Below are 24,344 nucleotides of genomic sequence, written 5' to 3'. Positions count from 1 at the left end.
TCGATTAGGCTCTTTGCGTCGGCCTAGTCCCGCCGCGGAGGAATGGCAATCGCATGGCGGACATGCAGATCTCGGGAGTGATCCTCGCGGGCGGGACAGCCCGCCGGATGGGCGGCGGCGACAAGGGCCGGCTCGAGATCTCCGGCGTGAGCCTTCTGGTGCGGGTGATCCAGCGGCTGGAGCCGCAGGTCGCCGGGCTCGCCCTCTCCGCCAACGGGGCGCCCGAGCGGTTCGCCGATTTGGGCCTTCCCGTTATGCCCGACGAGACACCGGACCGCGGTCCGCTGGCCGGGGTCCTCGCGGGGCTCGACTGGGCGCGCGGGCAGGGGGCCGACGCCCTCGTCACGGCCCCCGCCGACACGCCGTTCCTGCCCGCCGACCTGGTCCCGCGCCTGAGACGGGCCGGCCCCGTCGCCATCGCTCATTCGGGTGGCCGGGATCATCCGACCTGCGGACTCTGGGCGGTTGCACTGGCCCCTCTGCTTCGGGAGAGGCTCGATGCGGGGGACCGGCGGCTGATGGCTTTCGCCGATGCCGCAGGCGCAGCGCGCGCCGAGTTCGACGACGACCGCGCCTTCTTCAACGTGAACACGCCCGAGGATCTCGCCCGGGCGGAAGCCCTCGCCGAGGAGGGGGCCGCGTGAGCTGGGACGAGATCGTCGTGGTCGACTGGTCCGCAGGGAACGACACCGGGCCACGGCCCGAGGCCGACGCGATCTGGATCGGGGCTGCCGGCGAAGAGCCGGTCTACTGCCGCAACCGCGCCCTGGCCGAGAGCTGGCTCACCGAGCGCATCGAGGCCGCGCTCACAACGGACCGCAGACTCATGCTCTGCTTCGATTTCGCCTTCGGCTACCCCGCCGGTTTCGCCCGGGCAATCACCGGGCGTGACGATCCGCTGGCGCTCTGGTCCTGGCTGGAAGAGCGTATCGAGGACGCGCCGAAGCAGAACAACCGCTTCGATGTCGCGGCCTCGCTCAACCGTATTTTCCCGGGCATCGGCCCCTTCTGGGGCAATGGCCTGAAGCGCGAGATACCCGATCTGCCTCGGCGTGGCTCCGATCGGACCTGCCGGTGGAAACAGCCCCGCCGCGAGGCGGAACGTCTGGCCCCCGGGGCCTTCGAGGTCTGGCAGCTCGCCTATACAGGGGCGGTGGGCAGCCAGGTCCTGATGGGCCTCCCGGTCCTGGAGCGACTGCGGACCCGCTTCCCCGGTCGGATCGCGGTCTGGCCCTTCGAACCGCTCGACCGGCCCGTCGCGCTGGTCGAGGTCTGGCCCTCTCTGATCGCGAAGGCGATTGCCCGGGCGAACCCGGACGAGACGATCCGAGACCGCGCGCAGGTCTCCTGCCTCGCCCGCGCCCTCGCGGCGCAGCCCGACGGGAGGCTCGAGCAGATGCTCGATGTCCCTCGGGATGAGGAGGGCTGGATCCTGGGCCTCGGGCACGAAGGCGCGCTCGCGGAGGCCCTGGCGTGATCGTCCGCCGCGGCTTCGGGCCGGACGACAGACCTCGGCTCGCCGAACTCTACTGGGGAGCCTTCGGCCCGAAGCTCGGCCGCGTGCTCGGGCCGGAACGGCGGGCCCTGGACTTCATCGCGATCTCCGCCTCGCCACAGCACGCCCTCTGCGTCTTCGACGACAGCGACGCGCTCGTCGGCGTGGCGGGGTTCCAGTCCGCCTTCGGCTCGTTGGTCGCGGGGGACTACCAGGACCTCGTCGCGGTCTACGGCCCGCTCGGCGCCGCGTGGCGCGCCCTGGCGCTCCGCATGCTGGAGCGGCCCGCGGCGCGGGACGAGCTCATGGTCGACGGCATCTTCGTCGACCCCGCCTGGCGCGGACGGGGTATCGGCACGGCCCTCATCGAGGCGCTGGCGCGCGAGGCCGTCACCCTCGGGCGGAGCAGCCTTCGGCTGGAGGTCGCGGCCGGCAACGACCGGGCCCGCGCTCTCTACGAGGAGCGCGGCTTCGTGGCTGTGTCGAGACGTATCCGCCCGGCGCTCAGCCTGCTCTGCGGGCTTGGCCGGACGACCATGATGGTACGGAAGCTTACTCGCTAGCGCCGCGCAGCGTCGCCTCTTCAGAGCGGGTGTCCTCGACGACCTGGAAGCCGTTCTCGGTCGGAACGATGGCCTGCACGCAGGGCGAGGCGCCGTAGTTGTCGCAGAGGCTCCCGTGCCGCGACAGCAGGATCACCGGCATGTCGTCGAACTGCACGCGGGCCCAGCTATTCGCCCACCAGCTCTCGGAACGTTGTCCGTCGATGACGAAGTGGATCGGCGCGCCGCCCGTGCCGTGCCAGTGCGACATGTTCCACTGGCAGAAGATCCCGGCGAAATTGACGACCTCGTCGTCCGCCGCGCCGTCGCCGTCCAGATCGGCCTGGGTGATCGCCCCCGGCTCCACCGTCAGGCCGCCGGCGTCGATCTCCTGGCACTGCCGTTCAGCCTCGGCCAGGATAGCCGCCGTCCGTTCGCTCTGGGCGAGGGCGGGGGAGGCGGTGAAGGGCAGGCTGGCAACAAGACAGGCGAGGCGACGCATCACTTCCGGCCGATTCGGGGTTCCGTGCCCGCCATGAGGCGGGTGATGTTCCCCTGATGCCGCCACAGAACGAGGAACGCCAGCGCGACGAGAAGCATGAGCAAGTCTCCGCGCGCCATCGTGATCGCCCAGATCGGCGCGAGGACCGCCGCCGCCAGCGCGCCCGCCGATGAGTACCGCGTCAGGCCCGCCGCCACGAGCCAGGTGGCGCAGGCCGCGGCCCCCGTCGCCGGCGAAAGCGCGATCAGGATGCCGAGGAAGGTCGCCACTCCCTTGCCGCCCCGGAAACGCAGCCAGACCGGGAAACAGTGTCCGAGGAACGAGAAGAGCGCCGCGACCTGCGCCGCGTCCCAGCCCGCCGCCCCGAGGGCCGCAAGCGTGACGAAGGCCCCCTTGCCGCTGTCCATGACGAGGGTCAGCAGGGCCGCCAGCCTGTTGCCCGTCCGCAGGACGTTGGTCGCCCCGATGTTGCCCGAGCCGATCTGGCGCAGGTCGCCCAGCCGGAACACCCAGGCGAAGACGATGCCGAAGGGCACCGACCCTGCGAGGTATCCGATCGCGGCCCAGAGAAGCAGGATCGCGGGGGCGGAGGTGATTTCCGGGATCACTTCAGACACTTGGACCTCCCCAGAACAGCAACCATCCGGCGACCGCCAGCCAGTGCAGCACCACGGCCGGCCAGAGTCTGCGATGCCTCAGCGTGAGCGTCAGGGCCACCCCGCCGAGCAATGCCGTCAGAAACAGGAAGGCGGGGGAGGTAAACAGCGGCACGAACTCGGGTCGCCAGAGCGCCGCTGCCAAGGGGTGCCAAGCGACGTAGGCCGCGAGCAGCGCCGCCGCGAGGGCGCGCGAGCGCCACCGCAGGAGCGGCCCCCGGAACACCAGCTCTTCCGCGAACGCCGGTACGGCAAGTGCGGCCAGCATCCTCGGCCAGCGGCCCGGATCCGGGCTCCACGCTCCCAGGACGCCCGTCGCGCCCGGCACCAGCAGCGCGACGCCCGCGAAGAGCAGCGCCGCCGCGGCGGTCTCGACCCGCGCGCTCATCCATGCACCCGCCTCCCCGCGACCCAGGTGCCGAGCACGCGCCCCTGCATCCGTGCCCCGTCGAAGGGCGTGTTCTTGGATTTCGACTGCAGCGTGAACCGGTCGAGAACGAAGGGCGCCCCGTCGTCGAAAAGCACGAGGTCCGCCGGTGCCCCCTCGGCGATCCGCCCGGTCTCCAGTCCCAACCGGCGCGACGGCGCCAGCGACACCGCCCGGAAGATCTGCGGCAGCGTCAGGTCGCCCGAATGGAAGAGCCGCATCGCGGCCGGCAGGAAGGTCTCCAGCCCGACCGCACCGCTCGCGGCCTCCTCGTAGGGCAGCCGCTTGCTCTCTTCGTCCTGCGGCGTGTGCATCGAGCAGACGATATCGATGAGACCCGACGCCACGGCCTCGACCACCGCCTTCCGGTCGTCCTCGGACCTCAGGGGCGGGACCAGCTTGAAGAAGGTCCGATAGTCCGCGACGTCGAACTCGTTGAGCGTCAGGTGGTGGATGCTGACCCCCGCCGTGATGTCGAAGCCGTTGCGCTTGGCCCTCTCCAGCGGCGGCAGCGCGCGGGCGGTCGTGATCTGGTCGATGTGCAGCCGCCCGCCCGTCATCTCCAACAGGCCGATCTCCCGGTCGAGGCCCATCCGCTCGGCCATGGCCGAGACCGCGGGTAGGCCACGCAGCGAGGCGAACTTGCCCGAGGTCGCGCAGGCACCGGCGGAGAGGCCGGGCTCCTGCGCATGGGCGACGACTAGCGCGCCCAGCGACCGGGCATAGGCCAGCGCGCGTGCATAGACCTTGGTGTCTCGCACCACGGCGGAGTCGGTGAAGGCCGCCGCCCCCGCGTCGAGCAACAGCCCGATCTCGGTCATCTCGCCGCCTTGCCGCCCCTTGGTGAGTGCCGCCATGGGCAGCACCCGCACCGCCGCGTCCGCCTGACCCCGACGACTGACGAACTCCAGCGTCTCCGGCGTATCGATAGGCGGATCGGTGTCGGGCCGGGTGACCATGGTGGTCACGCCACCCGCCGCCGCGGCGCGACCGGCCGAGCGAAAGCTCTCCTTGTGCCGCTCGCCGGGTTCCGAGACCTTCACGCCGAGGTCCACGATCCCGGGCGCGAGGCAGGCCCCGGCACAGTCGATCGCGCCCTCGGGGATTTCGCCGCCCTCCCAGGCCGCCGATATCCTGCCCTCCTCGATCCGGAGACCCCCATGGCGAACCTCGTCGCGTTCAGGGTCGATCAGGCGGGCATTGGCGATCAGGGTCATGGGTCGGCTCGCGTTCTCAAGCTTCCGGGCCTCCTACCTCCCCGCGGCGGCAATGTCAGCCGGGAAGCATTGTGGCGTCAGCCCGGCCTTGCCGCTTCGATCGCCCGGCGCGCCGCCTGCGGGTCCGGGAGAAATCGGATCAGATGCTTTCGGCCGTCGAGCGAGATGACCTGAACGGCCGAGGCGATGACCCGGACCTTGTCGATCCGGTCGAGCGAAACGGAGCGGTCGCCCGGCCCCAGCAGCCGCCGGTCGGTCAGATCCCAGCGCGCCGAAAGCTCTTCGGAGGCAAGGTACCAGCCACGCAGGGCGATGGCGGCGAGGCCGCCCACCGCCCCTGTCCACAGGTACGGGTTTCCCAGAAGCCACAGCACCGCCATGCCCCCCGCCATCGCCAGCACGGCGAGCCAGGCATGGTCGCGCAGGTAGGTCCGCCGGTCCGGCGCGAAGCTCTCGATGACCCTCTCGCCGGGCTCAAGGGGCGTCTGCGGGGTCAGCTCAGTCACGCGATGAGGATCATCACGAGGACCAGCAGAAGTAGGACGGCGATGGCGGCCACGGCGATCCGCCCCGACATCGCAGCATCGCTCCGCTTCGGCGGTGGTGCGGGTTCCTTCTCCTCGCTCCGTCCGGCGGCGGACTCGGAGCGCAGCTTGTCCATCGAGCCCACGCGAACGGGCTCCGAATAGGTCCCGATCCAGCGTAGCGGCGAGCCCGGCGTGAGCGTCTTGCCCCGCACGCCCGAGGACAGCACGATCAGCACGTATCCCTTGATCGCGTTGAGTCGGCCGGTATCGGCGCGGACCTGGTCCGCCTCCATGCCCAGCCCCTCGACGAGATACCCGGCGAGGCCCAGCCCCTCCAGGTTGGAGACGGGGAAGTACTCGTACTTCCCCTCCTCGGGCTCCGCGCCCAGCGCATCCCCGATCCTCTGGCGGAAGCCTTCGGCCTCCTCGTCGCGCAGGTCGACGGCGAAGACACGGGCATGGCCGTGTTCGTTCTCGGGGACGGTCATGGTGGTCATGGAGCCTCTCCGGTCAGGTTTCGGTCGCCGGTCCAACGCAGGTCGGGGCGGATCGGATGCACCCTAGGCCATGACGCCCTGCGGAGCACGGGCGGCACGCAGGTTCCGGGCCAGCAGGTCCATCGCGGCCATGCGCACCGCGACGCCCATCTCCACCTGCTCCTGGATGACCGAGCGGTTGATGTCGTCGGCAATGGTCCCGTCGATCTCCACCCCGCGGTTCATCGGGCCGGGGTGCATGACGATGGCGTCGGGCTTGGCATGGGCGAGCTTCGCGGCGTCCAGCCCGTAGCGGTGGAAGTACTCTCGCTCGGAAGGGATGAAGCCGCCGTCCATCCGCTCCTTCTGGAGCCGCAGCATCATCACCACGTCGGCGTCCTTGAGCCCCCGCTCCATGTCGTCCTCGACCTCGACCCCGAAGTCCGAGACGCCGGCCGGCATCAGGGTGGGAGGGCCGACGAGCCTCACCCGGTTCTCCATCTTGCCCAGCAGCAGGATGTTCGACCGCGCCACCCGCGAATGGGCGATGTCGCCGCAGATCGCGACGGTGAGCCGATGGAGCCGCCCCTTCGCCCGGCGGATCGTCAGTGCGTCGAGCAGCGCCTGCGTCGGGTGCTCGTGCCGCCCGTCGCCCGCGTTCAGCACGGCGCAGGTCACTTTTTGCGCGAGCAGGTCCACCGCGCCCGAGTTCGGATGCCGCACCACCAGCAGGTCGGGCCGCATGGCGTTGAGCGTGAGCGCCGTGTCGATCAGCGTCTCGCCCTTCTTCAGCGAGGAGGACTGCATCGCCATCGACATCACCTCGGCGCCCAGCCGCTTGCCCGCGAGCTCGAAGCTCGACTGGGTGCGGGTCGAGGCCTCGAAGAACATGTTGATCTGCGTCATGTCCGACAGCGCGTCCCAGCGCCGCCGCCCGGCGCGCGCGGCCTCGGCGTAGTCCTGGGCCAGGTCGAGCAGGGCGGTGATTTCCACCGGGTGCAGCGGCTCGATCCCCAGAAGATGGCTCTGCGTGAACGTCATCGGCGGTCCCTCCGGCTCGGGGGCTTATAGAAAGCCCGGCCGGGTCAAGACAAGGCGGCGCGATGCCCGCACCATTTCCGCCTGCACATTCCCGGCCTCCGCCGGTAGTCTCGCGCCATGGAATCGGCGCAGAGCTTCTGGGCGGCGAAGGCCGCGCTCGACTGGCAGATCGAGCTCGGGGCGGACGAGGCGATCCTCGACGCGCCCGTGGACCGTTACGCCCTCGCGCCGCCGCCCGAGCCGCAGCCGCAACCGGAGGCCGGCCCCGCGCAGCCCTCCGCCGTTCCCGCCGCTCCGCTTGCGCCGCCCCCGCCGATGGCCGAGCCCGACCCCGTCGCCGAGGCCCGTGCCGCCGCCGGAGCGGCCTCCGACCTGCACCAGCTCGCTGCCGCCATGCAGGCCTTCGAACACTGCGCGCTCAAGGCCGGGGCCCGCAGCTTCGTCTTCGCCGACGGCCAGCCCGGCGCACGGCTCATGATCGTGGGAGAGGCCCCCGGCCGAGACGAGGACCGCCAGGGCAAGCCCTTCGTCGGCCGCGCCGGGCAAATGCTCGACCGGATGCTCGGCGCCATCGGCCTTGCCCGGGACGGCGCCCCGGACAGCGCCGTCTACATCACCAACCTCCTGCCCTGGCGCCCGCCCGAGAATCGCCGCCCCGAGCGGGCCGAGGTGCAGATGTTCCTGCCTTTCCTCGAGAAGCACATCGCCCTCGCCGCGCCCGAGGTCTTGGTTCTCATGGGCAACACGCCCTGCGACGCGTTGCTCGGGAAGTCCGGCATCACGCGGCTGCGCGGGCAGTGGACCGAGGTCTTGGGCGTCCCGGCCCTGCCGATGTTCCACCCCGCCTACCTCCTGCGCCAGCCCCAGGCCAAGCGCGAGGCCTGGGCGGATCTCCTCGACGTCGAGGCCCGGCTGAAGGGGGCCCCGTGATCGATCCGGCGCAGGCCGATCCACCGGCGCCCACCGGCGGCTCCCGGAGAGGCCATCACGCGGCCGGGACCCGCCCCCGCCGAGATGGGCCCTGCGGCCCGAACCGAATTGAGAGTCCCACATGAAGATCCTTGCCTTCTCCGACCTGCACCTCGACACGGGCGCCCGCGACGCGATCCTGGAGGCGGCCTCCGGCGCGGACCTCGTGATCGGCGCGGGCGACTTCGCCAACCAGCATCGCGGGCTCGAGGAGTTTGTCGCGCCCTTCGAGGCCATTGCCGGCAAGGCGCTCTTCACCTGCGGCAACAACGAGACGCTGGACGCGTTGCGCGCCGCAACCTCCGTCCCGGTCCTGCACGGCGAGACGACGGACTTCGGCGGCCTGACCATTGCCGGGATCGGCTGCGGCATCCCGCCCCTGCCGCCGCTGCCCTGGTCCAGCTTCGACATGACCGAGGCCGAGGCCGAAGCGCTGCTCGCGCCGATCGACGCGGTGGACATCCTCGTGTCGCATTCGCCGCCTAAGGGGGCGGGCGACCGGCTCTCCGGAAAGGGCCACATCGGCTCCGACGCCCTGCGCGAAGCGGCCGAGCGGATGACGCCGCGCTTCCTATTCTGCGGTCACATCCATGACGACTGGGGCGCCCGCGACACGATCGGCGCCTGTACCGTGGCGAACCTCGGCCCCGGTCTGAACTGGTTCGAAACAGAATGAGCGAGCGTCGCTTCATCCCCCTTCGCATCGCGATCCTGACGGTCTCCGATACACGGACGGCCGAAGACGACAGGTCCGGCGATACGCTCGTCGCCCGATTGGAGGACGCGGGCCATCTCCTCGCCGCACGGGCAATCCTGCCCGACGACCGCGAGGCGATCGCCGGAAAGCTCCGCGAGTGGTGCGAAAGCCCGGAGATCGACGTCGCGATCTCGACCGGCGGGACGGGCCTGACGGGCCGGGACGTCTCGGTCGAGGCGCACCGCGACGTCTACGAGAAGGAGATCGACGCCTTCGGCACGATTTTCGCTGTGGTCTCGATGCAGAAGATCGGGACCTCGGCGGTCCAGAGCCGCGCCACGGCCGGCGTTGCGAGGGGGACCTACCTCTTCGCGCTCCCGGGCTCGCCCTCGGCCTGCCGTGACGCCTGGGACGAGATCCTCGCGCCCCAGTTCGACTATCGGCACAAGCCCTGCAACTTCGTCGAGATCATGCCCCGGCTGGACGAGCATCAGAGGCGGAAGTAGCGCCCAGCCCTGCGGTCGCATTGAGGTATTTGGGGCTAGATGAAGGGGAGGGGACCCGTGCGAATGGGAGCCCGGAAGTGTGGGTCGGTCGCGCGCGCCGCGGCCCGTCCTGAGGAGCCTCGAGGTTGGGTGTGGGGAGATCATCCTGGTCCGCGCCGATTAACCTTAACGACGCGTGGCGAGAGGCATGGGAACTCTAGGTGCAGGTGACCGGCCTGACGCCCGAGTAATGCACTGTATTATCGATATGAGGCGCTTGCGGCCGATGGAGCCAAGACGTCGGCAGGTCCCCTGCCGTGGAGTGCCGCGCGGGTATCCACCCCGCCCCCCGGAGACAATCCGCGGGGCGGGGCTTCACCTAGCACGGTCATCGGCTCCTCAGCCTGTACCGCCCCACGACCCTGGCAGGAGGTCGTTAACAGGGGGTGAACGCTCCTTCATCTAGCCGAAAATACCTCCGCCGGAGGCGGTCCCGCCTAAGGCCCTCCCGCGCCGCGATGCGAAAACCGGCACCCGGCGGCGACGGAACCGGCCTGACGGATCGTTGAAGCCCCCGGTTGTGGACTTTCGCGCGACCTTCCTACCTAATCCGGATCGTCCCCCGGGGAGCCTGACCATGAGATTCCTGCGCCGAAGCCTCGTCGGCATTTTCCTTCTGTCCCTTACACTTGCGCTCTTCGCGCTGGCGGGACGGACGGTCTACGACGCCGTGGAACAACGGATGAACGCCGAGCCGCGCAGCTTCCCGCAGCGAGAGCGCGTCGTTTCCGTCAACGTGATCCCCTTCGAGCCGGGGCAGGTCACGCCGGAGCTCGAGGTCTTCGGCGAGTTGCGCAGCCAGCGGACCCTAGACCTGCGCGCCTCCGTCGGCGGGACCGTGATCGAGGTGGCCGAGAACTTCGTCGAGGGCGGCTCGGTCGAGGAGGGCGAGATGCTCATCCGCGTCGATCCCACCGAGGCCGAGGCGGCGCTCGCCCGCGTGCGCGCGGACCGGCAGGATGCCGAGGCGGAGCTGCGCGACGCCGAGCGTGCACTCGAACTGGCGCGCGACGAACTGGCCGCCGCCGAACAGCAGGCGACCCTTCGGGAGCAGGCTCTGGACCGCCAGCGCGATCTTTCCGAGCGGGGCGTGACGACGGCGGCGACGCTCGAGGACGCCGAACTCGCCGCCTCCTCGGCCCGCGCCACGGTGCTCTCCCGTCGCCAGTCCATCGCCCAGGCCGAGGCGCGGATCGACAGCGCCCGCACCCAGCTCGCGCGGACCGGGATCGACGTCGAGGAGGCCGAGCGCACCCTGGCCGACACCGAGATCACGGCGGCCTTCTCCGGGACGCTCTCCGAGGTGGCCGTGACCGAGGGCGGCCGCGTCTCGGCCAACGAGCTCCTGGCCCAGCTCATCGACCCCGACCGGCTCGAGGTCTCCTTCCGGGTTTCGACCGCCCAGTACGCGCGGCTGCTCGACGAGGAGGGCCGACTCCGCGATGCGCCGGTTACGGTGGCGCTCGACGTCTCGGGTCTCGACCTCACCGCCACCGGCCACCTCTCCCGCGTGAGCGCGGCCGTTCCGGAAGGACAGACCGGCCGGCTCGTCTTCGCACGCCTGGACGAGGCCCCGGGCTTCCGGCCCGGCGACTTCGTGACGCTCTCCGTCGAGGAGCCGCCGCTCGAGGGCGTGGCCCGCCTGCCCGGAACGGCCGTCGCCGCGGACGGCACGGTCCTGGTCGTGGGCGAGGGCGAGCGTCTTGCATCCGCCCCGGTCGAGACCCTGCGCCGGCAGGGCGACGACGTCATCGTCCGGGCGGAGACCGACCTGGCCGGCGAACTCGTGGTCGCCGAGCGGTCGCCACTTCTCGGAGAGGGCATCAAGGTCAATCCGCTGCTGCCCGGCGGCGAGGCGGTGCAGCCCGAGGCCCCCGCCACGGTCCGGCTGGAACCCGACCGCAAGGCCCGGCTCGTCGCCTTCGTCGAAGGCTCCGAGATGCCGGACGAGGCCAAGACGCGGATCCTGTCGGAACTGGAACAGGACGAGGTTCCGGCCGAGATGGTCGACCGCCTCGAGTCCCGGATGGGGAGCTGACCCATGGGCGGCATCCTCTCCTACTTCACTCGCCACCGCACCGCCGCGAACCTGCTGCTGATCCTGATGATCGGCGCGGGGCTCTGGGCCATGCCAAAGATGCGCGCGCAGTTCTTCCCCGACATCGTGGTCGACAGCGTCGATGTCTCGGTCTCCTGGGACGGCGCCGGGGCCGAGGATGTCGACCGGGCCATCGTGCAGGTCCTGCAGCCCGCCCTGCAGTCGGTCGAGGGCGTGACCGATACCGAGAGCCGCTCGACCGAAGGGTCGGGCCGGATCGAGCTGTCCTTCGAGCCGGGCTGGAACATGGAGCAGGCGGTCGAGGACGTGGAGACCGCCGTCGACGGGGTAAATAATCTCCCCGAAGCGGCCGACGAGCCGCGGGTCCGCTCCGGCGGATGGTCCGACCGGGTGACGGACGTCGTCATCCGCGGCCCCGTGGGCGTCGACCAGCTCGCCCGGTTCGCCGACGAGTTCGTCCTGAGGCTCTTCGAGGAGGGCGTGACCCAGACGGTCATCCAGGGCGTCGCCGCGCCGGAGACGCTGGTCACCGTCCCCTCCATCGCGCTCGTGGAACACGACGTCTCGCTGCGCGAGATCGCAGACGCCATCGCGGCGGAAGCCGATACCGATCCCGCGGGCGACGTCTCGGGCTCGGCCCGCGTGCGGACCGGCACAGCGAAACGGTCGGCAGAAGAGATCGAGGGCATCGTCCTGCGGTCCGGCCCCGACGGGTCGGAGCTGACCATCGGCGACGTGGCCGAGGTCACGGTCGAGGGCGTCGACCGCGACCGCGCCTACTTCGTGGGCGAGGACCCGGCCGTCACCATTCGTGTGAACCGCTCCGAGCGGGGCGACGCCATCGGCCTGCAGCGCACCGTCCAGGAGACCGCGCGCGAGTTCCAGGCCAACCTGCCCGAGGGGGTGCGGATCGAGCTGATCCGGACGATGGCCGACTACATCACCGGACGCCTCAACATCCTGATCGACAATGGGCTCATGGGGCTCGGGCTCGTCGTCGCGCTGCTCTTCCTGTTCCTGAACGCCCGGACCGCCTTCTGGGTGGCGCTGGGCATACCCGTGGCCATGCTCTCGGCGATCTTCGTGATGTACATGGCGGGGCTCACGCTCAACATGATCTCGCTCTTCGCCCTCATCATCACGCTGGGCATCGTGGTCGACGACGCCATCGTCGTGGGCGAACACGCGGACTTCCGCGTCCGACGGCTGGGCGAGAAACCCGTGCAGGCGGCCGAGAACGCCGCGCGGCGGATGTTCCAGCCGGTCTTCTCCGCGACGATCACCACTGTCATCGCCTTCTTCGGCCTGGTGGCCATCGGGGGGCGCTTCGGCGACCTGATCGCCGACATCCCCTTCACCGTCATCGCGGTGCTGCTGGCGAGCCTCGTCGAGTGCTTCCTGATCCTGCCGAACCACATGAGCCACTCCATCGCCTCGACGGCCAGCAACCACTGGTACGACGTGCCCTCCCGGCTGGTAAACCGCGGCTTCGGCTGGGTGCGGGAGACGCTCTTCCGGCCTCTGATGAAGCTGGTGATCTGGGCGCGCTACCCGGTGCTGGCGGGCGGTGTCCTGCTGCTTGCGGGGCAGGCGGCGCTGATGATCAACGGGAACGTGCAGTGGCGCTTTTTCAATTCGCCCGAGCAGGGCTCCGTCACCGGCAACTTCGCCATGCTGCCCGGCGCCACGCGCGAGGACACCATGGAGATGATGCGCGAGATGCAGCGCGCGGTGGAGGATCTCGGCGCTCAGTACGAGGAGGAATACGGCGCGAACCCCGTGGATTACGCCATCGCCGAAGTCGGCGGCAACGCGGGCCGCGGTCTCTCGGGGGCCGACCAGAAGGAGCCCTACCAGCTCGGGTCGATCTCGATCGAACTCATCGATGCCGACGCGCGTCCCTATTCCAGCTTCGCCTTCGTGCAGGAGTTGCAGGAGAGCGTCGTGCAGCATCCTCTGGCCGAGACCGTCAGCTTCCGCTCCTGGGGCGGCGGACCGGGCGGCGACGACATCGACATCCAGCTCTTCGGCGCCGATCCCGAGACGCTCAAGGCCGCGGCCGAGGATCTGAAATCGGAACTCGGACAGTTCGGAGAGGTGACCTCGCTGGAGGATAACCTCGCCTATGACAAGGAGGAACTGATCCTCTCGCTGACCCCGCGCGGCCAGTCGCTGGGCTTTTCGATCGACGGGCTGGGCTCCGTGTTGCGCAACCGTCTCGGCGGGATCGAGGCGGCCACCTATCCTTCCGGCCAGCGCTCTGCCTCCATCCGGGTGGAACTGCCCGATGGCGAGCTGACCGCCGATTTCCTCGACCGCACGCTGATGCGGTCGCCGGATGGGGTCTACGTCCCGCTCGCCGACATCGTGACCGTCGAGCGGCGCACGGGCTTCTCGACTCTGCGGCGGGAGAACGGCGTGCTGCTGATCTCGGTCAACGGCGACCTGACCGATGATGACGCCGACCGCGCGGCCGAGATCAACCAGATCATCGAGGACGATATCCTGCCCGGCATCGAGGAAAGCTACGGCATCGACACCGCGCTCTCCGGCCTCGCGGAGCAGGAGCGCGACTTTCTCAACGACGCGCGCATCGGCACGATCATGGTCCTGGTCGGCATCTTCCTGACCCTGGCCTGGATCTTTTCCTCGTGGACGCGGCCGCTCGTGGTCATGGCGATCATTCCCTTCGGCCTCGTGGGGGCGATCTGGGGCCACAACGTCTGGGAAGTGCCCATGTCCATCTTCTCGGTCGTGGGCCTGATCGGGATGATCGGGATCATCATCAACGACTCCATCGTGCTGGTGACCACCATCGACGACTATGCCGCCGAACGGGGGCTCGTCCCCGCCATCGTGGACGGTGCCGCCGACCGGTTGAGGCCGGTGCTGCTCACGACGCTGACGACGGTCCTCGGCCTCGCGCCGCTGCTCTACGAGGGGTCCAGCCAGGCGGAGTTCCTCAAGCCGACGGTCATCACCCTGGTCTACGGGCTCGGCTTCGGGATGATCCTTGTGCTGATCCTCGTGCCCGCGCTGATGGCGATCCAGGCGGATATCGCCAAGCAGAGCCGCGCCGCCCGGCGTGCCCTGCGCGCGCGCACCGGCCCGGTGACCTGGCCCGCGATGGTCGGTGTCGTCGGCGCGGTCGCGCTCTTCGCGGCGACCCTGGGATATCGGATCGTCACAGGCTCGGCCTGGCCGCCGCTCGCCGGGGCGCTGCCCATGGAGGAGCCGGGCACGGCAACCCTCCTCGGGCTTTTCGCCGCGGCGCTCGCCGTGCTGCTTCTCGTGGTCTACGCGCTCTCGGCCCTGGCCTACGGCCTGCGCCGGGGGCCACGCGCGGGCTGACAGGCAACGCCTCCCGGGCGTTGCCATGCCAGCCTCAAAGAAATCAATGAGTTAGGCGGCCGTCCAAATTTGGCCGGCTCAGTCGCAGCCGCGAATTTCCACGGCCCGTTCGCTTCCGAGGACGGTAAAGACGAGCCGCGACCGGTCGAGCGCGAAGGCCCCGCCCGAGTAGTGCACGAGGTCGGCCGCCACGCTCAGCGTATTGCCCTGACGCCGAGAGGCCGGCTCAGAGACCCAGATCGAGGGATCCGCCGCTTCGATCACCACCTCTTCCGCGCCGCCCGTCGCTGGCATCTCGAGCTGGGCCTCCAGCCGCATGCCGTCGGCGGTCGCCGAAAGCCGGCAGTCCACCGCCCCGACCCGCGCCTCGGACTCGTCGAGCGGCGCATCGAGGAGTGCTGCGACGATCCCCGGCTCCCGCTGTCCGGCCGCGGGAAGATCCGCGGCGATGTCGAGCGTCACGGGCATGCAGACCTCCGAGCAGACCCCGAGCTCGACCTCCCCGGCGATCCGCGCCGGACCCGAGCCGGTCGAGAATTCCATCGGGATCACCACCCGGCCGGTGTAACCGATCGCCCGCAACCCGTTGCTCTCGCTGACCTCCGGAACCGGCCAGTGCAGCCGCATCTGGCCGACGTTGCTGGCGGTCGACCACTGGAACTCCGGCGGTATCCCCGCGTCGCCCGGCGCGCGCCAGTAGGTCTTCCACCCCGGCGCGAGCGCGATCTCCAGGCCCGCCATGTGCCGCCCCTCGGCATCCCGCCAGCCCGGCAGGATGCGGGCCGAAACGACGCCGTCGGGCACCGGGCTCTCGGCGCTGGCAGACAGGGAGGACACGGCGGCGACGACGCCGCAGGCGAGAAAGAGGGAACGCAGCATGTGCGGGACAATATGAGTGTCGGCCGCGAAGAAAAGTCACTTGCGGGTGAAGCCGGCCGGGGGGTGCCCTTGCCAGTGGCCGATGCGCACCACATCATTGATGAGATGGAAGACGCTGAAGACACCATGACCCTCGCCGGCCAGCTGCTGGTCGCCATGCCCGAGATGGGCGACCCGCGCTTCGACCAGGCCGTGATCTATGTCTGCGCCCACTCCGAGGACGGGGCGATGGGCCTGATCGTGAACAAGCCGACGCCGGAGGTGAATTTCACCGACCTGCTGGAGCAGCTCGAGATCTCTTCCGGGCCCGAGACGCGGGACATCCGCATCTACTACGGCGGCCCGGTCGAGGGCGCGCGCGGCTTCGTGCTGCATTCGGCGGACTACGCCTCCGAGGGTGCAACGATGCCGGTCGACAGCGGTATCGGCCTGACGGCGACGCTCGACGTGCTCGAGGAACTGGCCAAGGGGCGCGGCCCCAAGAGCTCGCTCCTCGCGCTGGGCTACGCGGGATGGGGGCCGGGACAGCTGGAAGGCGAGATCGCTCAGAACGGCTGGCTGACCTGCGCCGCGCGGCCTGACATCGTGTTCGGGCGGGCGAACGAGCACAAATGGTCGGCGGCGCTGAAGTCGCTCGGGATAGACCCGCTCCTGCTCTCCGGGGAGGCGGGCCACGCGTGACATGAGAGCCAAGGGCGTTCGAACGCCCTTGGCAAGCCGCTTCGAAGCGGCTTGCGCCTACTCCTCCAGAAGCGCCTCGACTATGGCCCGTGCACTGTCCGAGGCCCAGTCGGCCCCGCCCTGCAGCCGCGCGATCTCTTGCCCCTCGCGGTCGAGGATGACGGTCACCGGCAGGCCGAGCACGCCCATCTCCCGCGCGAATTGCTGGGTGGGGTCGCGGTGCAGCGGCAGGTTGTCGACGTCGATCTCGGAGAAGAACCGCTCCATCGCGGGCTGAGGATTCCGTCCTGCGGCGACCGTGACCACCTCGAAGTCCTCGCCGCCGTAGTCGGCCTGCAGGGTCGAGAGCGCCGGCATCTCGTGCCGGCAGGGCGCGCACCAGGTGGCCCAGAAGTTCAGCAGGACAATCTTTCCGGAAAAGTCGCCGAGCGTGAGCTCGCCGCCCCCGGCTGCCTCGAAGGGCGCGCTCGCCGCTTCGACCGGCGTCTCGTGTACCGAGAGCTTGCGCATGTCGCCTTCGCGCAGCTCCGCGATATCGGCCATCCCGACGTTTGCACCGAACATCAGGGCGGTATAGATCAGCGCGGACGACGCGAACCGGGCGGGACCTCTCATGTCAAACTCCTCGAACGCCATGTGGGGCGGCCGCTTCGCCGGCGGGCCGGACGCGATCATGGAGGCGATCAACGCCTCGATCGGGTTCGACAAGCGCCTTGCCCCGCAGGACATCGAAGGCAGCCGCGCCCACGCCGCCATGCTGGCCGCCGTGGGCATCCTGAGTGATAAGGATGCCGACGCGATCAGGGAAGGGCTGCTCACGATCTTGTCGGAGATCGAGGCCGGAGAGTTCACGTTTTCCGCCGCGCTCGAGGACATCCACATGAACGTGGAGGCCCGGCTCACCGAGCTCATCGGCGAGCCTGCCAAGCGCCTGCACACGGCCCGGTCGCGCAATGACCAGGTGGCGACGGACTTCCGCCTCTGGGTCCGGGCTCAATGCGACGAGGCGGAGGGGCTGCTCGAGGAACTGCTGCGCGCCCTGCTCGCGCAGGCCGAGGCCGGCGCCGACTGGGTCATGCCAGGCTTCACCCACCTGCAGACGGCACAGCCGGTGACCTGGGGCCATCACATGATGGCCTATGTCGAGATGGTCTCCCGCGATCTCTCGCGGCTGCGCGACGCCCGGGACCGGATGAACGAGAGCCCCCTCGGCGCGGCGGCGCTCGCCGGGACGTCCTTCCCGATCGACCGGCACGCCACGGCGGAGGCGCTCGGCTTCGACCGTCCCTCGGCCAATTCACTCGACGCGGTGAGCGACCGGGACTTCGCGCTGGAGTTTCTCTCGGTGGCCACGATCAGCGCCATGCACCTTTCCCGCCTGGCAGAGGAACTGGTGATCTGGTCCTCCGCGCAGTTCCGCTTCGTGACTCTCTCCGACCGTTGGTCCACCGGGTCGAGCATCATGCCCCAGAAGCGCAACCCGGACGCGGCCGAGCTGCTGCGCGCCAAGGTCGGGCGCATCTTCGGGGCGAACGTCGCGCTGCTGACGGTGATGAAGGGACTGCCGCTGGCCTATTCCAAGGACATGCAGGAGGACAAGGAACAGGTCTTCGACGCCGCCGACAACTGGCTGCTGTCGCTCCGGGCGATGACCGGAATGGTCTCCGACATGTCCGCCAACCGGGAGGCGCTGCGTGCCGCCGCGGCCTCGGGCTTTTCCACCGCGACCGATCTCGCCGACTGGCTGGTGCGGCGTCTGGAGCTGCCCTTCCGCGAGGCGCACCACGTCACAGGGTCTCTCGTGGCCAAGGCCGAGGCCAAGGGCTGCGACCTCCCGGACCTCACGCTGCAGGAGATGCAGGAGGTGCACGCCGGGATCACCGAGGAGGTCTTCGGCGTGCTGACGGTCGAGGCCTCGGTGGCCTCGCGTGAGAGCTATGGCGGGACCGCGCCCGCGCAGGTGCGCGCCCAGATCGCCCGCTGGCGGGAGGTGCTCGGATGAGATGGATGCTCCTCTGTCTGGCGCTGGCCGCCTGCGGCGCCGACGGCGAACCCGAACGCCCCGCCGGGGGCCGCGCGCCCGAGCCCGCGCGGATCGGGGGCCTCTGATGTCGCCGCTGCGGTGGACCTACCTCGCCCTGGCGATCTGGGGCGCCGTCCACCCGATGTACTGGTTCGTGACGTATCTGCGCTCGACGGGCTGGTCGCTGCAGGCCCTGATCGACGCCTGGTACGTCAACGCCTCGACGACCGGGCTGACCTGGGACCTGACGATCGCGGCGGTGACGGTGACCGTCTGGATCCTGGCGGAGACCTGGGTGCGGCGGAACTGGTCGGCGCTGGTGGCGATCCCGGCGACCTTCTGCATCGGGGTGAGCTGCGGCCTGCCGCTCTACCTTCTGCTGAGGACCCGCCAGGCCTGAACCGGGGCACAGGGGGTGGGCGCTGCCCCCCGTCGGCGCGGGCGCCGACTCCCCCCGGGATATTTCGGCCCAGAAGAAGGGTTGGGTCCGGTCCCGGCAAAGGCTATGAGCGGCGCCGCCGGATGAGGGGACGGACATGGATCATTTCATCTACCGCGACGGGCGGCTCATGGCCGAGGACGTGGCGCTGGAGGACATCGCCGCCACCGTCGGCACTCCGGTCTACGTCTATTCCACGGCGACCCTGCTACGTCACTTCCGTCTCTTCGACGCCGCGCTGGAGGGGCTGCCGCACACCGTCTGCTTCGCGGTGAAGTCCCTGTCCAACCAGGCGATCCTCACGCTGCTGAGCCGCGAGGGGGCGGGCATGGACGTGGTGTCGGGCGGCGAGTACGCGCGGGCCCGGGCGGCGGGCGTGCCAGGCGAGCGGATCGTCTTCTCCGGCGTCGGCAAGACCCGGGAGGAGATGCGGCTCGCGCTCGAGGGCGGTCTGCGGCAGGTGAACCTGGAGAGCGAGCCGGAGATGCGCGTGCTCTCGGAGGTGGCCCATTCGATGGGCGTGGAGGTCCCCGTTACCGTCCGGGTGAACCCTGACGTCGACGCGAAGACCCATCCGAAGATCGCGACCGGCCTCTCGCAGAACAAGTTCGGCGTGCCGATCGCCCGGGCGCGGGAGGTCTATGCCGAGGCGGCGCGGCTGCCGGGGCTGCGCGTCGTGGGCATCGACGTGCACATCGGATCGCAGCTCACGGACCTTGCGCCCTTCGAGGCGGCCTACAGGAAGGTCGCCGACCTGACGGAGGTGCTTCGGGCCGACGGGCACGCCATCGAGCGACTCGATCTCGGCGGCGGCCTCGGCATTCCCTACACCCGCTCCAACGAGGTGCCGCCGCTGCCGCTCGACTACGGGGCGCTGATCAAGCGGACCGTCGGCCACCTGGGATGCGAGATCGAGATCGAGCCGGGCCGGCTCATCGCGGGCAACGCCGGGATCCTGCTCTCGCGCGTGGTCTACGTGAAGCGCGGCGAAGGGCGCGATTTCCTGATCCTCGACGGCGCGATGAACGATCTCATCCGTCCCGCGATGTACGATGCCTGGCACGATATCGTCCCGGTGACCGAGCCTGCGGCCGGGGCGCCGACGCGGGCCTTCGACATCGTCGGACCGGTCTGCGAATCGGGAGACACCTTCGCGCGGGAGCGGGAGATGCCCGAGGTCGGCGAGGGAGACCTCGTCGCCTTCCGCTCGGCGGGCGCCTACGGCGCGGTCATGGCGAGCGAGTACAATTCGCGCCCGCTGGTGCCCGAGGTGTTGGTCGACGGCGATCAATTCGCGGTTATCCGCCCGCGCCCGACCTTTGACGAGATGATCGCGCGCGATACCCTTCCGCCGTGGCTCTGAGGACAATACCCTCGGGGTCAGGCCCGCGAGCCGCCCCGAGAGGAGCCCTGTCCTGACCGAACCGACCCACGACCTCCGTCACCTCAGACGTCCCCTGATGCTGACCCGCATCGGCCTCGTGGCCGAGCGCGGGACGCGTTCGTTCTGGCCTGTCTGGACCATCCTGCTCGCGGCGATGGTTCCGCTGATGATGGGCTGGCACGAGCGCGTGCCGCTGGAACTCTTCTGGACGGTTTCCGTGGTGACGGTGCTCGCGCTGGGCTACACGCTCTGGCGCGGGATCCGCAGCTTCCGCTGGCCCTCTCGGGCCGATGCGGCGGCGCGCGTGGACGAGGCCATGCCGGGCCGGCCGCTGACCGCGCTCGCGGATGCGCAGGCGGTGGGCGCGGCCGACGCGGCTTCGCAGGGGTTGTGGCGGGTCCATGTGGAACGGATGCTCGACCGGAGCCGGCAGGCCCGGGCGGTGCAGCCGGATCTCCGGGTGTCCAAGCGCGACCCCTACGGATTGCGCTACATGGCTCTCATCGCCTTCGTGGCGGCGCTGCTCTTCGGATCGCTCCTGAGGATCGGGACGGTGGGAGAGATGACCCCGGGTGCGGGTGACCGCGTGCTTGCGACGGGGCCGGTCTGGGAAGGCTGGGTCGAGCCGCCAGCCTACACGGGCAAGCCCACGCTCTACCTCAACGACATTCCCGCCGGTCCCCTTAGGGTGCCCGAGGGATCCTCGGTGACCCTGCGCCTCTACGGCGAGGTGGGCGAGCTGACGGTGACGGAGAGCGTCTCCGGCGCCGCCCCGGACGTATCCGCGGAGGAGAGCGCCGAGGCTGCGGTCCCCGAAGAGGCGGCTCCCGAGCAAGGCTTCGACGTGGCCCGCAGTGGCCGGATCGCGGTCGAGGGCGAGGGCGGCACCGAGTGGGAGGTGACCGTCATCCCCGACCAGGCGCCCCACTTGAGCCTCGTCGGCCCTCCCGAGACGGAAGCCTCCGGCGAGATGGCGCTGCCGTTCGAGGCCTCCGACGACTACGCGGTCGTCTCCGGGCGGGCCACGATCGAGCTCGACCGGGAGGCCATCGACCGAACCCTCGGCCTCGCGGCCGAGCCGGACGAGCGCGATCCGATCCTGGTCGACCTGCCGATGCCCTTCGCCGGCGACCGGGCCGACTTCGAGGAGGCGCTGATCGACGACTTCTCTCAACACCCCTGGGCGAACCTGCCCGTGACGGTGACGCTTGAGGCCTCCGACGCCCTGGAACAGACCGGGCAATCGGCCCCCGAGGGCATGCTTCTGCCCGGCCGCCGCTTCTTCGAGCCGGTGGCGCGGGCCGTGATCGAACAGCGGCGCGACCTGCTGTGGTCCCGCGACAACGCGCAACGGGTCGCCGACCTGCTCAAGGCCATCGCCTACCGGCCCGAAGACGGGCTCATCCGGTCCGAGACCTCCTACCTGCGGCTTCGTGTCATCACCCGGCGGTTGGACAACATGGCGCGCTTCGGGATCGACGAGGAGGGTCAGACGGAGATCGCCGAGGCGCTCTGGGAACTGGCTCTTCAACTCGAGGAAGGCACGCTCGCCGACGCGCGCGAGCGCCTGCGCCGGGCGCAGGAACGCTTGGCCGAGGCCATGCGGAACGGCGCGAGCGACGAGGAAATCGCCGAGCTGATGCAGGAGCTGCGCGAGGCGGTGGACGACTACACGCGCATGCTTGCCGAGCAGAACCAGCAGCAGGGCGACCAGACGGACCAGCCGCAGACGGGCGAGAACGAGAGCTTCGAGTTCAGCCAGGACGAGCTTCAGGCGCTGATGGACCGGATTCAGGAGCTGATGGAAGAGGGCCGCATGGCCGAGGCGCAGCAGCTCATGGAGCAGCTGAACCAGCTGATGGAGAACATGCAGGTCACCCAGGGCGAAGGCGGGCAGGGCCAGCAGTCGCCCGGCCAGCAGTCCATGCAGGACCTCTCCGAGACGCTGCGCGACCAGCAGGGCCTTTCCGACGAGGCCTTCCGCGAACTGCAGCGGCAGTTCGGCCAGGATCAGGGCGGCCAGCCCGGACAGCAGAACCAGCCGGGCCAGCCCGGTCAGCAGGGCCAGCAGTTCGGGCAGAATTCACCAGGTCAGCCGGGTCAGCAACAACCCGGGGAGGGCCAGCCCGGACAGGGTCAGCCCGGACAGCAGCAGGCTCAGCCCGGACAGGGCCAGGGGCAGGGCTCCGAGCAGTCGCTCGCGGACCGCCAGGAAGCGCTGCGGCGCGAGCTGGAGCGCCAGCGGCAGAACCTTCCCAACCTGGGCGGCGACGCGGCAGACGGTGCGCGCGAGTCGATCGAGCGGGCCGAGCGTGCGATGGAGGGGGCCGAAGACGCACTGCGCGAGGGCGACAGCGCCGAGGCGCTCGATCGCCAGGCCGAGGCGATGGACGCCCTGCGCGAGGGTATCCGGGACCTCGGGCGCGCCATGGCGGAGAACGGCCAGGAGCAGCAGCCCGGCCAGGGGCAGGCGCAGGGCGAGGCCAACGGACGCGTCGAGCCGCGCCAGCGCGACCCGCTGGGCCGCCAGCTCGGCGAGAGCGGCCAGTTCGGCACCGAGGAAAACCTGCTGCAGGGCGAGGATGTCTACCGCCGGGCCGAGGAACTGCTCGAAGAACTCCGCCGCCGGTCGTCGGAGCAGGGCCGGCCGCAGGAAGAACTCGACTACCTGCGGCGGCTTCTCGATCGCTTCTGAGGGGCGGCGCGAGGGCGGGCCGGGCTACTGGGCCGTGGCCTCGTCCTCGCCTTCGATCATCGTCACAAGGTCCTGCAACTGGGCATCCAGCCAGAGCCGCCCGGTGTTGATGCTCTCGGTGTAGCTCACGAGGGCGGGCTGCGTCTCGGGGAAGCGCTCGGCGATGTCGGCGGCGTAAAGATAGACGGCCGTCGCGGCGGAGGCGAGCAGCAGGACGACGGCGAAGCCGTAGCGAAAGCCCTTGCGGTGCTCGCGCTCGGCCGCCTCGGCGGGCGTCACGTCGGCCGACGAGGACGGGCGGTCGCCGCTCGCGCGGAGAGTCGAATTGATTTCTTCCACGTCCGGCAGGCGGTCACGCCGATCGCGGCGGTCAGTCTCCGGCTCGGCCACGGGTTCAGGTTCGGAGCTGGAGGCCGGCTCATGCGGCTCCTCCGGCTCGGGCCGCGGCGTCGGTCGGGGTTCGGGACGGCTGCGCGGGGGCTGGCTTTCCTCCAGGCCCATCTCCGACTGGCGCTCCATCGGATCGGCGGAAGCCTTGCGGCGCAGCGAAGTGGAGGTCTCGCGCTCTTCCCGGAGCACGTCGGCGACGGCGGGATCGATCGGCCGGCGCTGTCGCGCAGCGGGTTGCTCGGGGTCGGGAAGCGGCGCGTTGTCGCCCTCGTCCTCGTAGTCGTCCTCGTCGGGGTGCGGCGCCCCGGGGTCCCGGACCGGTCCGGCCCGACTGGGATCGGCCGCCTTCGGCGCAGGGGACGCGGCCTCGCCGGCTTCCTCGGCGGCCGAGGCACCGGGCATCTCGAACCAAGTATGGCCGCAATTCGAGCACTGAACATCCCGGCCCGCCTGCGGGATCGCATCGTCCGGCACCTCGTACTGAGCCCCGCAATTAGGGCAGATGAGCCGCATGTTCCCCTCGTCCTCGCTGGCCGGATCGGTCCGCACAGGACCGCCTTGTTACCCAATGCGCGAATCTTGCCCCAGCCGGTTAACGAATGCAAAGCCACGGGCGGCGATTGCACCTGACCTGTGATTTAGGCAGAACAACGCCGTGGAGAGGGACCCGCGGTGATCGAGCTTCAGAACGTGGCCTACAGCTATGGCGGGGGAGAACTGTTCTCGGACCTCTCGCTGTCCCTGCCGCCCGGCTCATTCCATTTCCTGACGGGCCCGTCGGGTGCCGGAAAAACGACGTTGCTCAAGCTCTGCTACGCCGAACTGAAGCCGACCGCCGGCCGCGTCGAGATCTTCGGTGAGGACGTGCGCGGCATGAGCCGCGACCGGGTCGCGCTCGCGCGGCGGCGGATCGGCGTCGTGCACCAGGATTGCCAGTTTCTCGACCACCTGCCGCTGGCCGAGAACGTCGCCCTGCCGCTCACCGTATCGGGACGGAGCGACGCCGGAACCGATCTTGAGGACCTGCTCGCCTGGGTCGGGCTGTCGCGGCAAGCGAACCAGTTGCCCCCGGAACTCTCGGGTGGCGAACGGCAGCGCGCCGCGCTGGCCCGCGCCGTAATCAGTTCGCCCGAGATCGTGCTGGCGGACGAGCCGACGGGCAACATCGACTGGGACATGTCGCAGCGGCTCCTCGCCCTGCTGGTCGAGCTCAACCGGATGGGCAAGTCGGTCCTCGTAGCCACGCACGACCTTCAACTGATCCGCGCGGCCAAGGCGCAGGTGCAGGCGCGCGTGCTCCGGTTGAAGGGGCGCCAGCTGGTCACCGCGGGGGCGGACCTGTGAGCCGG

At 70.1% G+C, this 24,344-nt stretch carries 24 protein-coding genes; 14 read left to right on the top strand and 10 right to left on the bottom strand.

The genetic code is table 11. The features are described from left to right. Window positions 1–62: 62 nt before the first annotated feature. Genes mobA through F3S47_RS04760 form a run of 3 tightly spaced genes read left to right on the top strand, consistent with a single transcriptional unit; the run spans window position 63 to window position 2,058 of the window. The gene (gene mobA, locus F3S47_RS04770; RefSeq protein WP_150444227.1) at window positions 63–644 is read left to right on the top strand and encodes a molybdenum cofactor guanylyltransferase MobA; all 582 of its coding nucleotides are present in this window, start codon (window positions 63–65) and stop codon (window positions 642–644) included. Next, window positions 641–1,477 (top strand): molybdopterin guanine dinucleotide synthesis, encoded by an 837-nt coding sequence (locus F3S47_RS04765; protein ID WP_150444041.1) that lies wholly within the window; start codon window positions 641–643, stop codon window positions 1,475–1,477. Before mobA ends, F3S47_RS04765 begins: the two co-directional genes overlap by 4 nt. Then, entirely contained in the window at window positions 1,474–2,058 is a 585-nt protein-coding gene (locus F3S47_RS04760; RefSeq protein WP_150444040.1) for a GNAT family N-acetyltransferase, read from the top strand. The genes F3S47_RS04765 and F3S47_RS04760 overlap by 4 nt, the downstream gene beginning before the upstream one ends. On the opposite strand, the gene F3S47_RS04755 is transcribed toward F3S47_RS04760, so the two are convergent. The 7 genes from F3S47_RS04755 to F3S47_RS04725 form a co-directional block, all read right to left on the bottom strand. Further along, window positions 2,048–2,539: a hypothetical protein gene (locus F3S47_RS04755; protein ID WP_150444039.1), complete on the bottom strand. Its 492-nt coding sequence runs from the start codon at window positions 2,537–2,539 to the stop codon at window positions 2,048–2,050. The two genes, F3S47_RS04760 and F3S47_RS04755, sit on opposite strands and share 11 nt — an antisense overlap. After that, window positions 2,539–3,156: a glycerol-3-phosphate 1-O-acyltransferase PlsY gene (gene plsY / locus F3S47_RS04750; protein ID WP_317978254.1), complete on the bottom strand. Its 618-nt coding sequence runs from the start codon at window positions 3,154–3,156 to the stop codon at window positions 2,539–2,541. Before plsY ends, F3S47_RS04755 begins: the two co-directional genes overlap by 1 nt. Then, on the bottom strand, window positions 3,149–3,583 hold the full coding sequence (locus F3S47_RS04745; RefSeq protein WP_150444038.1) for a CPBP family glutamic-type intramembrane protease: 435 nt from the start codon (window positions 3,581–3,583) through the stop codon (window positions 3,149–3,151). Before F3S47_RS04745 ends, plsY begins: the two co-directional genes overlap by 8 nt. Then, entirely contained in the window at window positions 3,580–4,839 is a 1,260-nt protein-coding gene (pyrC, locus tag F3S47_RS04740; protein ID WP_150444037.1) for a dihydroorotase, read from the bottom strand. Before pyrC ends, F3S47_RS04745 begins: the two co-directional genes overlap by 4 nt. Before the next feature lie 77 nt (window positions 4,840–4,916). Then, entirely contained in the window at window positions 4,917–5,345 is a 429-nt protein-coding gene (locus F3S47_RS04735; protein ID WP_317978253.1) for a hypothetical protein, read from the bottom strand. Continuing rightward, the gene (locus tag F3S47_RS04730) at window positions 5,342–5,863 is read right to left on the bottom strand and encodes a hypothetical protein (protein WP_150444036.1); all 522 of its coding nucleotides are present in this window, start codon (window positions 5,861–5,863) and stop codon (window positions 5,342–5,344) included. Before F3S47_RS04730 ends, F3S47_RS04735 begins: the two co-directional genes overlap by 4 nt. Window positions 5,864–5,926: 63 nt before the next feature. Further along, complete coding sequence (locus F3S47_RS04725; RefSeq protein WP_150444035.1) at window positions 5,927–6,883, bottom strand: aspartate carbamoyltransferase catalytic subunit; 957 nt, start codon at window positions 6,881–6,883, stop codon at window positions 5,927–5,929. A gap of 117 nt (window positions 6,884–7,000) precedes the next feature. Here F3S47_RS04725 and F3S47_RS04720 point away from each other — a divergent pair, with 117 nt between their 5' ends. The 5 genes from F3S47_RS04720 to F3S47_RS04700 all read left to right on the top strand — a co-directional run bounded on the left by F3S47_RS04720 (window position 7,001) and on the right by F3S47_RS04700 (window position 14,504). Continuing rightward, window positions 7,001–7,813 (top strand): uracil-DNA glycosylase, encoded by an 813-nt coding sequence (locus F3S47_RS04720; protein ID WP_150444034.1) that lies wholly within the window; start codon window positions 7,001–7,003, stop codon window positions 7,811–7,813. Window positions 7,814–7,934: 121 nt separating this feature from the next. Further along, window positions 7,935–8,528 (top strand): metallophosphoesterase family protein, encoded by a 594-nt coding sequence (locus F3S47_RS04715; RefSeq protein WP_150444033.1) that lies wholly within the window; start codon window positions 7,935–7,937, stop codon window positions 8,526–8,528. Beyond that, window positions 8,525–9,055, top strand: a complete 531-nt coding sequence (moaB, locus tag F3S47_RS04710) for a molybdenum cofactor biosynthesis protein B (RefSeq protein ID WP_150444032.1) — start codon at window positions 8,525–8,527, stop codon at window positions 9,053–9,055. Before F3S47_RS04715 ends, moaB begins: the two co-directional genes overlap by 4 nt. 616 nt (window positions 9,056–9,671) lie before the next feature. After that, window positions 9,672–11,132 carry an efflux RND transporter periplasmic adaptor subunit gene (locus F3S47_RS04705; protein WP_150444031.1) on the top strand — a complete coding sequence of 487 codons (1,461 nt, stop codon included), beginning with the start codon at window positions 9,672–9,674 and terminating at the stop codon, window positions 11,130–11,132. Between the two features lie 3 nt (window positions 11,133–11,135). After that, the gene (locus F3S47_RS04700) at window positions 11,136–14,504 is read left to right on the top strand and encodes an efflux RND transporter permease subunit (RefSeq protein ID WP_150444030.1); all 3,369 of its coding nucleotides are present in this window, start codon (window positions 11,136–11,138) and stop codon (window positions 14,502–14,504) included. 78 nt (window positions 14,505–14,582) lie between these two features. Here the strand turns inward: F3S47_RS04700 and F3S47_RS04695 are convergent, their stop codons facing one another. Next, entirely contained in the window at window positions 14,583–15,383 is an 801-nt protein-coding gene (locus tag F3S47_RS04695) for a protein-disulfide reductase DsbD domain-containing protein (RefSeq protein ID WP_150444029.1), read from the bottom strand. A gap of 105 nt (window positions 15,384–15,488) precedes the next feature. On the opposite strand from F3S47_RS04695, the gene F3S47_RS04690 reads away from it, so the two are divergent. After that, window positions 15,489–16,064 carry a YqgE/AlgH family protein gene (locus tag F3S47_RS04690; protein WP_263405977.1) on the top strand — a complete coding sequence of 192 codons (576 nt, stop codon included), beginning with the start codon at window positions 15,489–15,491 and terminating at the stop codon, window positions 16,062–16,064. A gap of 57 nt (window positions 16,065–16,121) precedes the next feature. On the opposite strand, the gene F3S47_RS04685 is transcribed toward F3S47_RS04690, so the two are convergent. Continuing rightward, a complete protein-coding gene (locus F3S47_RS04685; protein WP_223877717.1) occupies window positions 16,122–16,679 on the bottom strand; it encodes a TlpA family protein disulfide reductase in 558 nt (185 codons plus the stop codon). Here F3S47_RS04685 and argH point away from each other — a divergent pair. From argH to F3S47_RS04665, 4 genes are all read left to right on the top strand, one after another. Next, window positions 16,678–18,066, top strand: coding sequence for an argininosuccinate lyase (argH, locus tag F3S47_RS04680; protein WP_223877716.1), 1,389 nt, complete (start codon window positions 16,678–16,680; stop codon window positions 18,064–18,066). The genes F3S47_RS04685 and argH overlap by 2 nt on opposite strands. Before the next feature lie 106 nt (window positions 18,067–18,172). Then, on the top strand, window positions 18,173–18,487 hold the full coding sequence (locus tag F3S47_RS04675) for a DUF2834 domain-containing protein (protein WP_150444027.1): 315 nt from the start codon (window positions 18,173–18,175) through the stop codon (window positions 18,485–18,487). A 136-nt stretch (window positions 18,488–18,623) separates the two neighbouring features. Then, complete coding sequence (gene lysA, locus F3S47_RS04670; RefSeq protein WP_150444026.1) at window positions 18,624–19,889, top strand: diaminopimelate decarboxylase; 1,266 nt, start codon at window positions 18,624–18,626, stop codon at window positions 19,887–19,889. Window positions 19,890–19,941: 52 nt separating this feature from the next. Continuing rightward, window positions 19,942–22,605 carry a TIGR02302 family protein gene (locus tag F3S47_RS04665; protein WP_396279743.1) on the top strand — a complete coding sequence of 888 codons (2,664 nt, stop codon included), beginning with the start codon at window positions 19,942–19,944 and terminating at the stop codon, window positions 22,603–22,605. Between the two features lie 24 nt (window positions 22,606–22,629). On the opposite strand, the gene F3S47_RS04660 is transcribed toward F3S47_RS04665, so the two are convergent. Next, the gene (locus F3S47_RS04660; RefSeq protein ID WP_191090072.1) at window positions 22,630–23,544 is read right to left on the bottom strand and encodes a zinc-ribbon domain-containing protein; all 915 of its coding nucleotides are present in this window, start codon (window positions 23,542–23,544) and stop codon (window positions 22,630–22,632) included. A 123-nt stretch (window positions 23,545–23,667) separates the two neighbouring features. On the opposite strand from F3S47_RS04660, the gene F3S47_RS04655 reads away from it, so the two are divergent. Then, window positions 23,668–24,339 (top strand): cell division ATP-binding protein FtsE, encoded by a 672-nt coding sequence (locus F3S47_RS04655; protein ID WP_150444023.1) that lies wholly within the window; start codon window positions 23,668–23,670, stop codon window positions 24,337–24,339. The last annotated feature ends 5 nt before the right edge of the window (window positions 24,340–24,344 follow it).

The sequence above is a fragment of the Histidinibacterium aquaticum genome, from assembly GCF_008710275.1.
Classification (GTDB): Bacteria; Pseudomonadota; Alphaproteobacteria; order Rhodobacterales; family Rhodobacteraceae; genus Oceanicola; species Oceanicola aquaticus.
Note: the sequence above shows the minus strand (reverse complement) of the source record. Positions and strands in the feature narration are given on the sequence as shown.

Excerpts from the sequence above, each read along its gene's own strand:
- mobA (WP_150444227.1), top strand. The coding sequence starts at position 63 with ATGCAGATCTCGGGAGTGATCCTCGCGGGCGGGACAGCCCGCCGGATG.
- F3S47_RS04755 (WP_150444039.1), bottom strand. The coding sequence starts at position 2,539 with ATGCGTCGCCTCGCCTGTCTTGTTGCCAGCCTGCCCTTCACCGCCTCC.
- F3S47_RS04745 (WP_150444038.1), bottom strand. The coding sequence starts at position 3,583 with ATGAGCGCGCGGGTCGAGACCGCCGCGGCGGCGCTGCTCTTCGCGGGC.
- pyrC (WP_150444037.1), bottom strand. The coding sequence starts at position 4,839 with ATGACCCTGATCGCCAATGCCCGCCTGATCGACCCTGAACGCGACGAG.
- F3S47_RS04730 (WP_150444036.1), bottom strand. The coding sequence starts at position 5,863 with ATGACCACCATGACCGTCCCCGAGAACGAACACGGCCATGCCCGTGTC.
- F3S47_RS04725 (WP_150444035.1), bottom strand. The coding sequence starts at position 6,883 with ATGACGTTCACGCAGAGCCATCTTCTGGGGATCGAGCCGCTGCACCCG.
- F3S47_RS04720 (WP_150444034.1), top strand. The coding sequence starts at position 7,001 with ATGGAATCGGCGCAGAGCTTCTGGGCGGCGAAGGCCGCGCTCGACTGG.
- F3S47_RS04715 (WP_150444033.1), top strand. The coding sequence starts at position 7,935 with ATGAAGATCCTTGCCTTCTCCGACCTGCACCTCGACACGGGCGCCCGC.
- moaB (WP_150444032.1), top strand. The coding sequence starts at position 8,525 with ATGAGCGAGCGTCGCTTCATCCCCCTTCGCATCGCGATCCTGACGGTC.
- F3S47_RS04705 (WP_150444031.1), top strand. The coding sequence starts at position 9,672 with ATGAGATTCCTGCGCCGAAGCCTCGTCGGCATTTTCCTTCTGTCCCTT.
- F3S47_RS04700 (WP_150444030.1), top strand. The coding sequence starts at position 11,136 with ATGGGCGGCATCCTCTCCTACTTCACTCGCCACCGCACCGCCGCGAAC.
- F3S47_RS04695 (WP_150444029.1), bottom strand. The coding sequence starts at position 15,383 with ATGCTGCGTTCCCTCTTTCTCGCCTGCGGCGTCGTCGCCGCCGTGTCC.
- F3S47_RS04690 (WP_263405977.1), top strand. The coding sequence starts at position 15,489 with ATGGAAGACGCTGAAGACACCATGACCCTCGCCGGCCAGCTGCTGGTC.
- argH (WP_223877716.1), top strand. The coding sequence starts at position 16,678 with ATGTCAAACTCCTCGAACGCCATGTGGGGCGGCCGCTTCGCCGGCGGG.
- F3S47_RS04685 (WP_223877717.1), bottom strand. The coding sequence starts at position 16,679 with ATGAGAGGTCCCGCCCGGTTCGCGTCGTCCGCGCTGATCTATACCGCC.
- F3S47_RS04675 (WP_150444027.1), top strand. The coding sequence starts at position 18,173 with ATGTCGCCGCTGCGGTGGACCTACCTCGCCCTGGCGATCTGGGGCGCC.
- lysA (WP_150444026.1), top strand. The coding sequence starts at position 18,624 with ATGGATCATTTCATCTACCGCGACGGGCGGCTCATGGCCGAGGACGTG.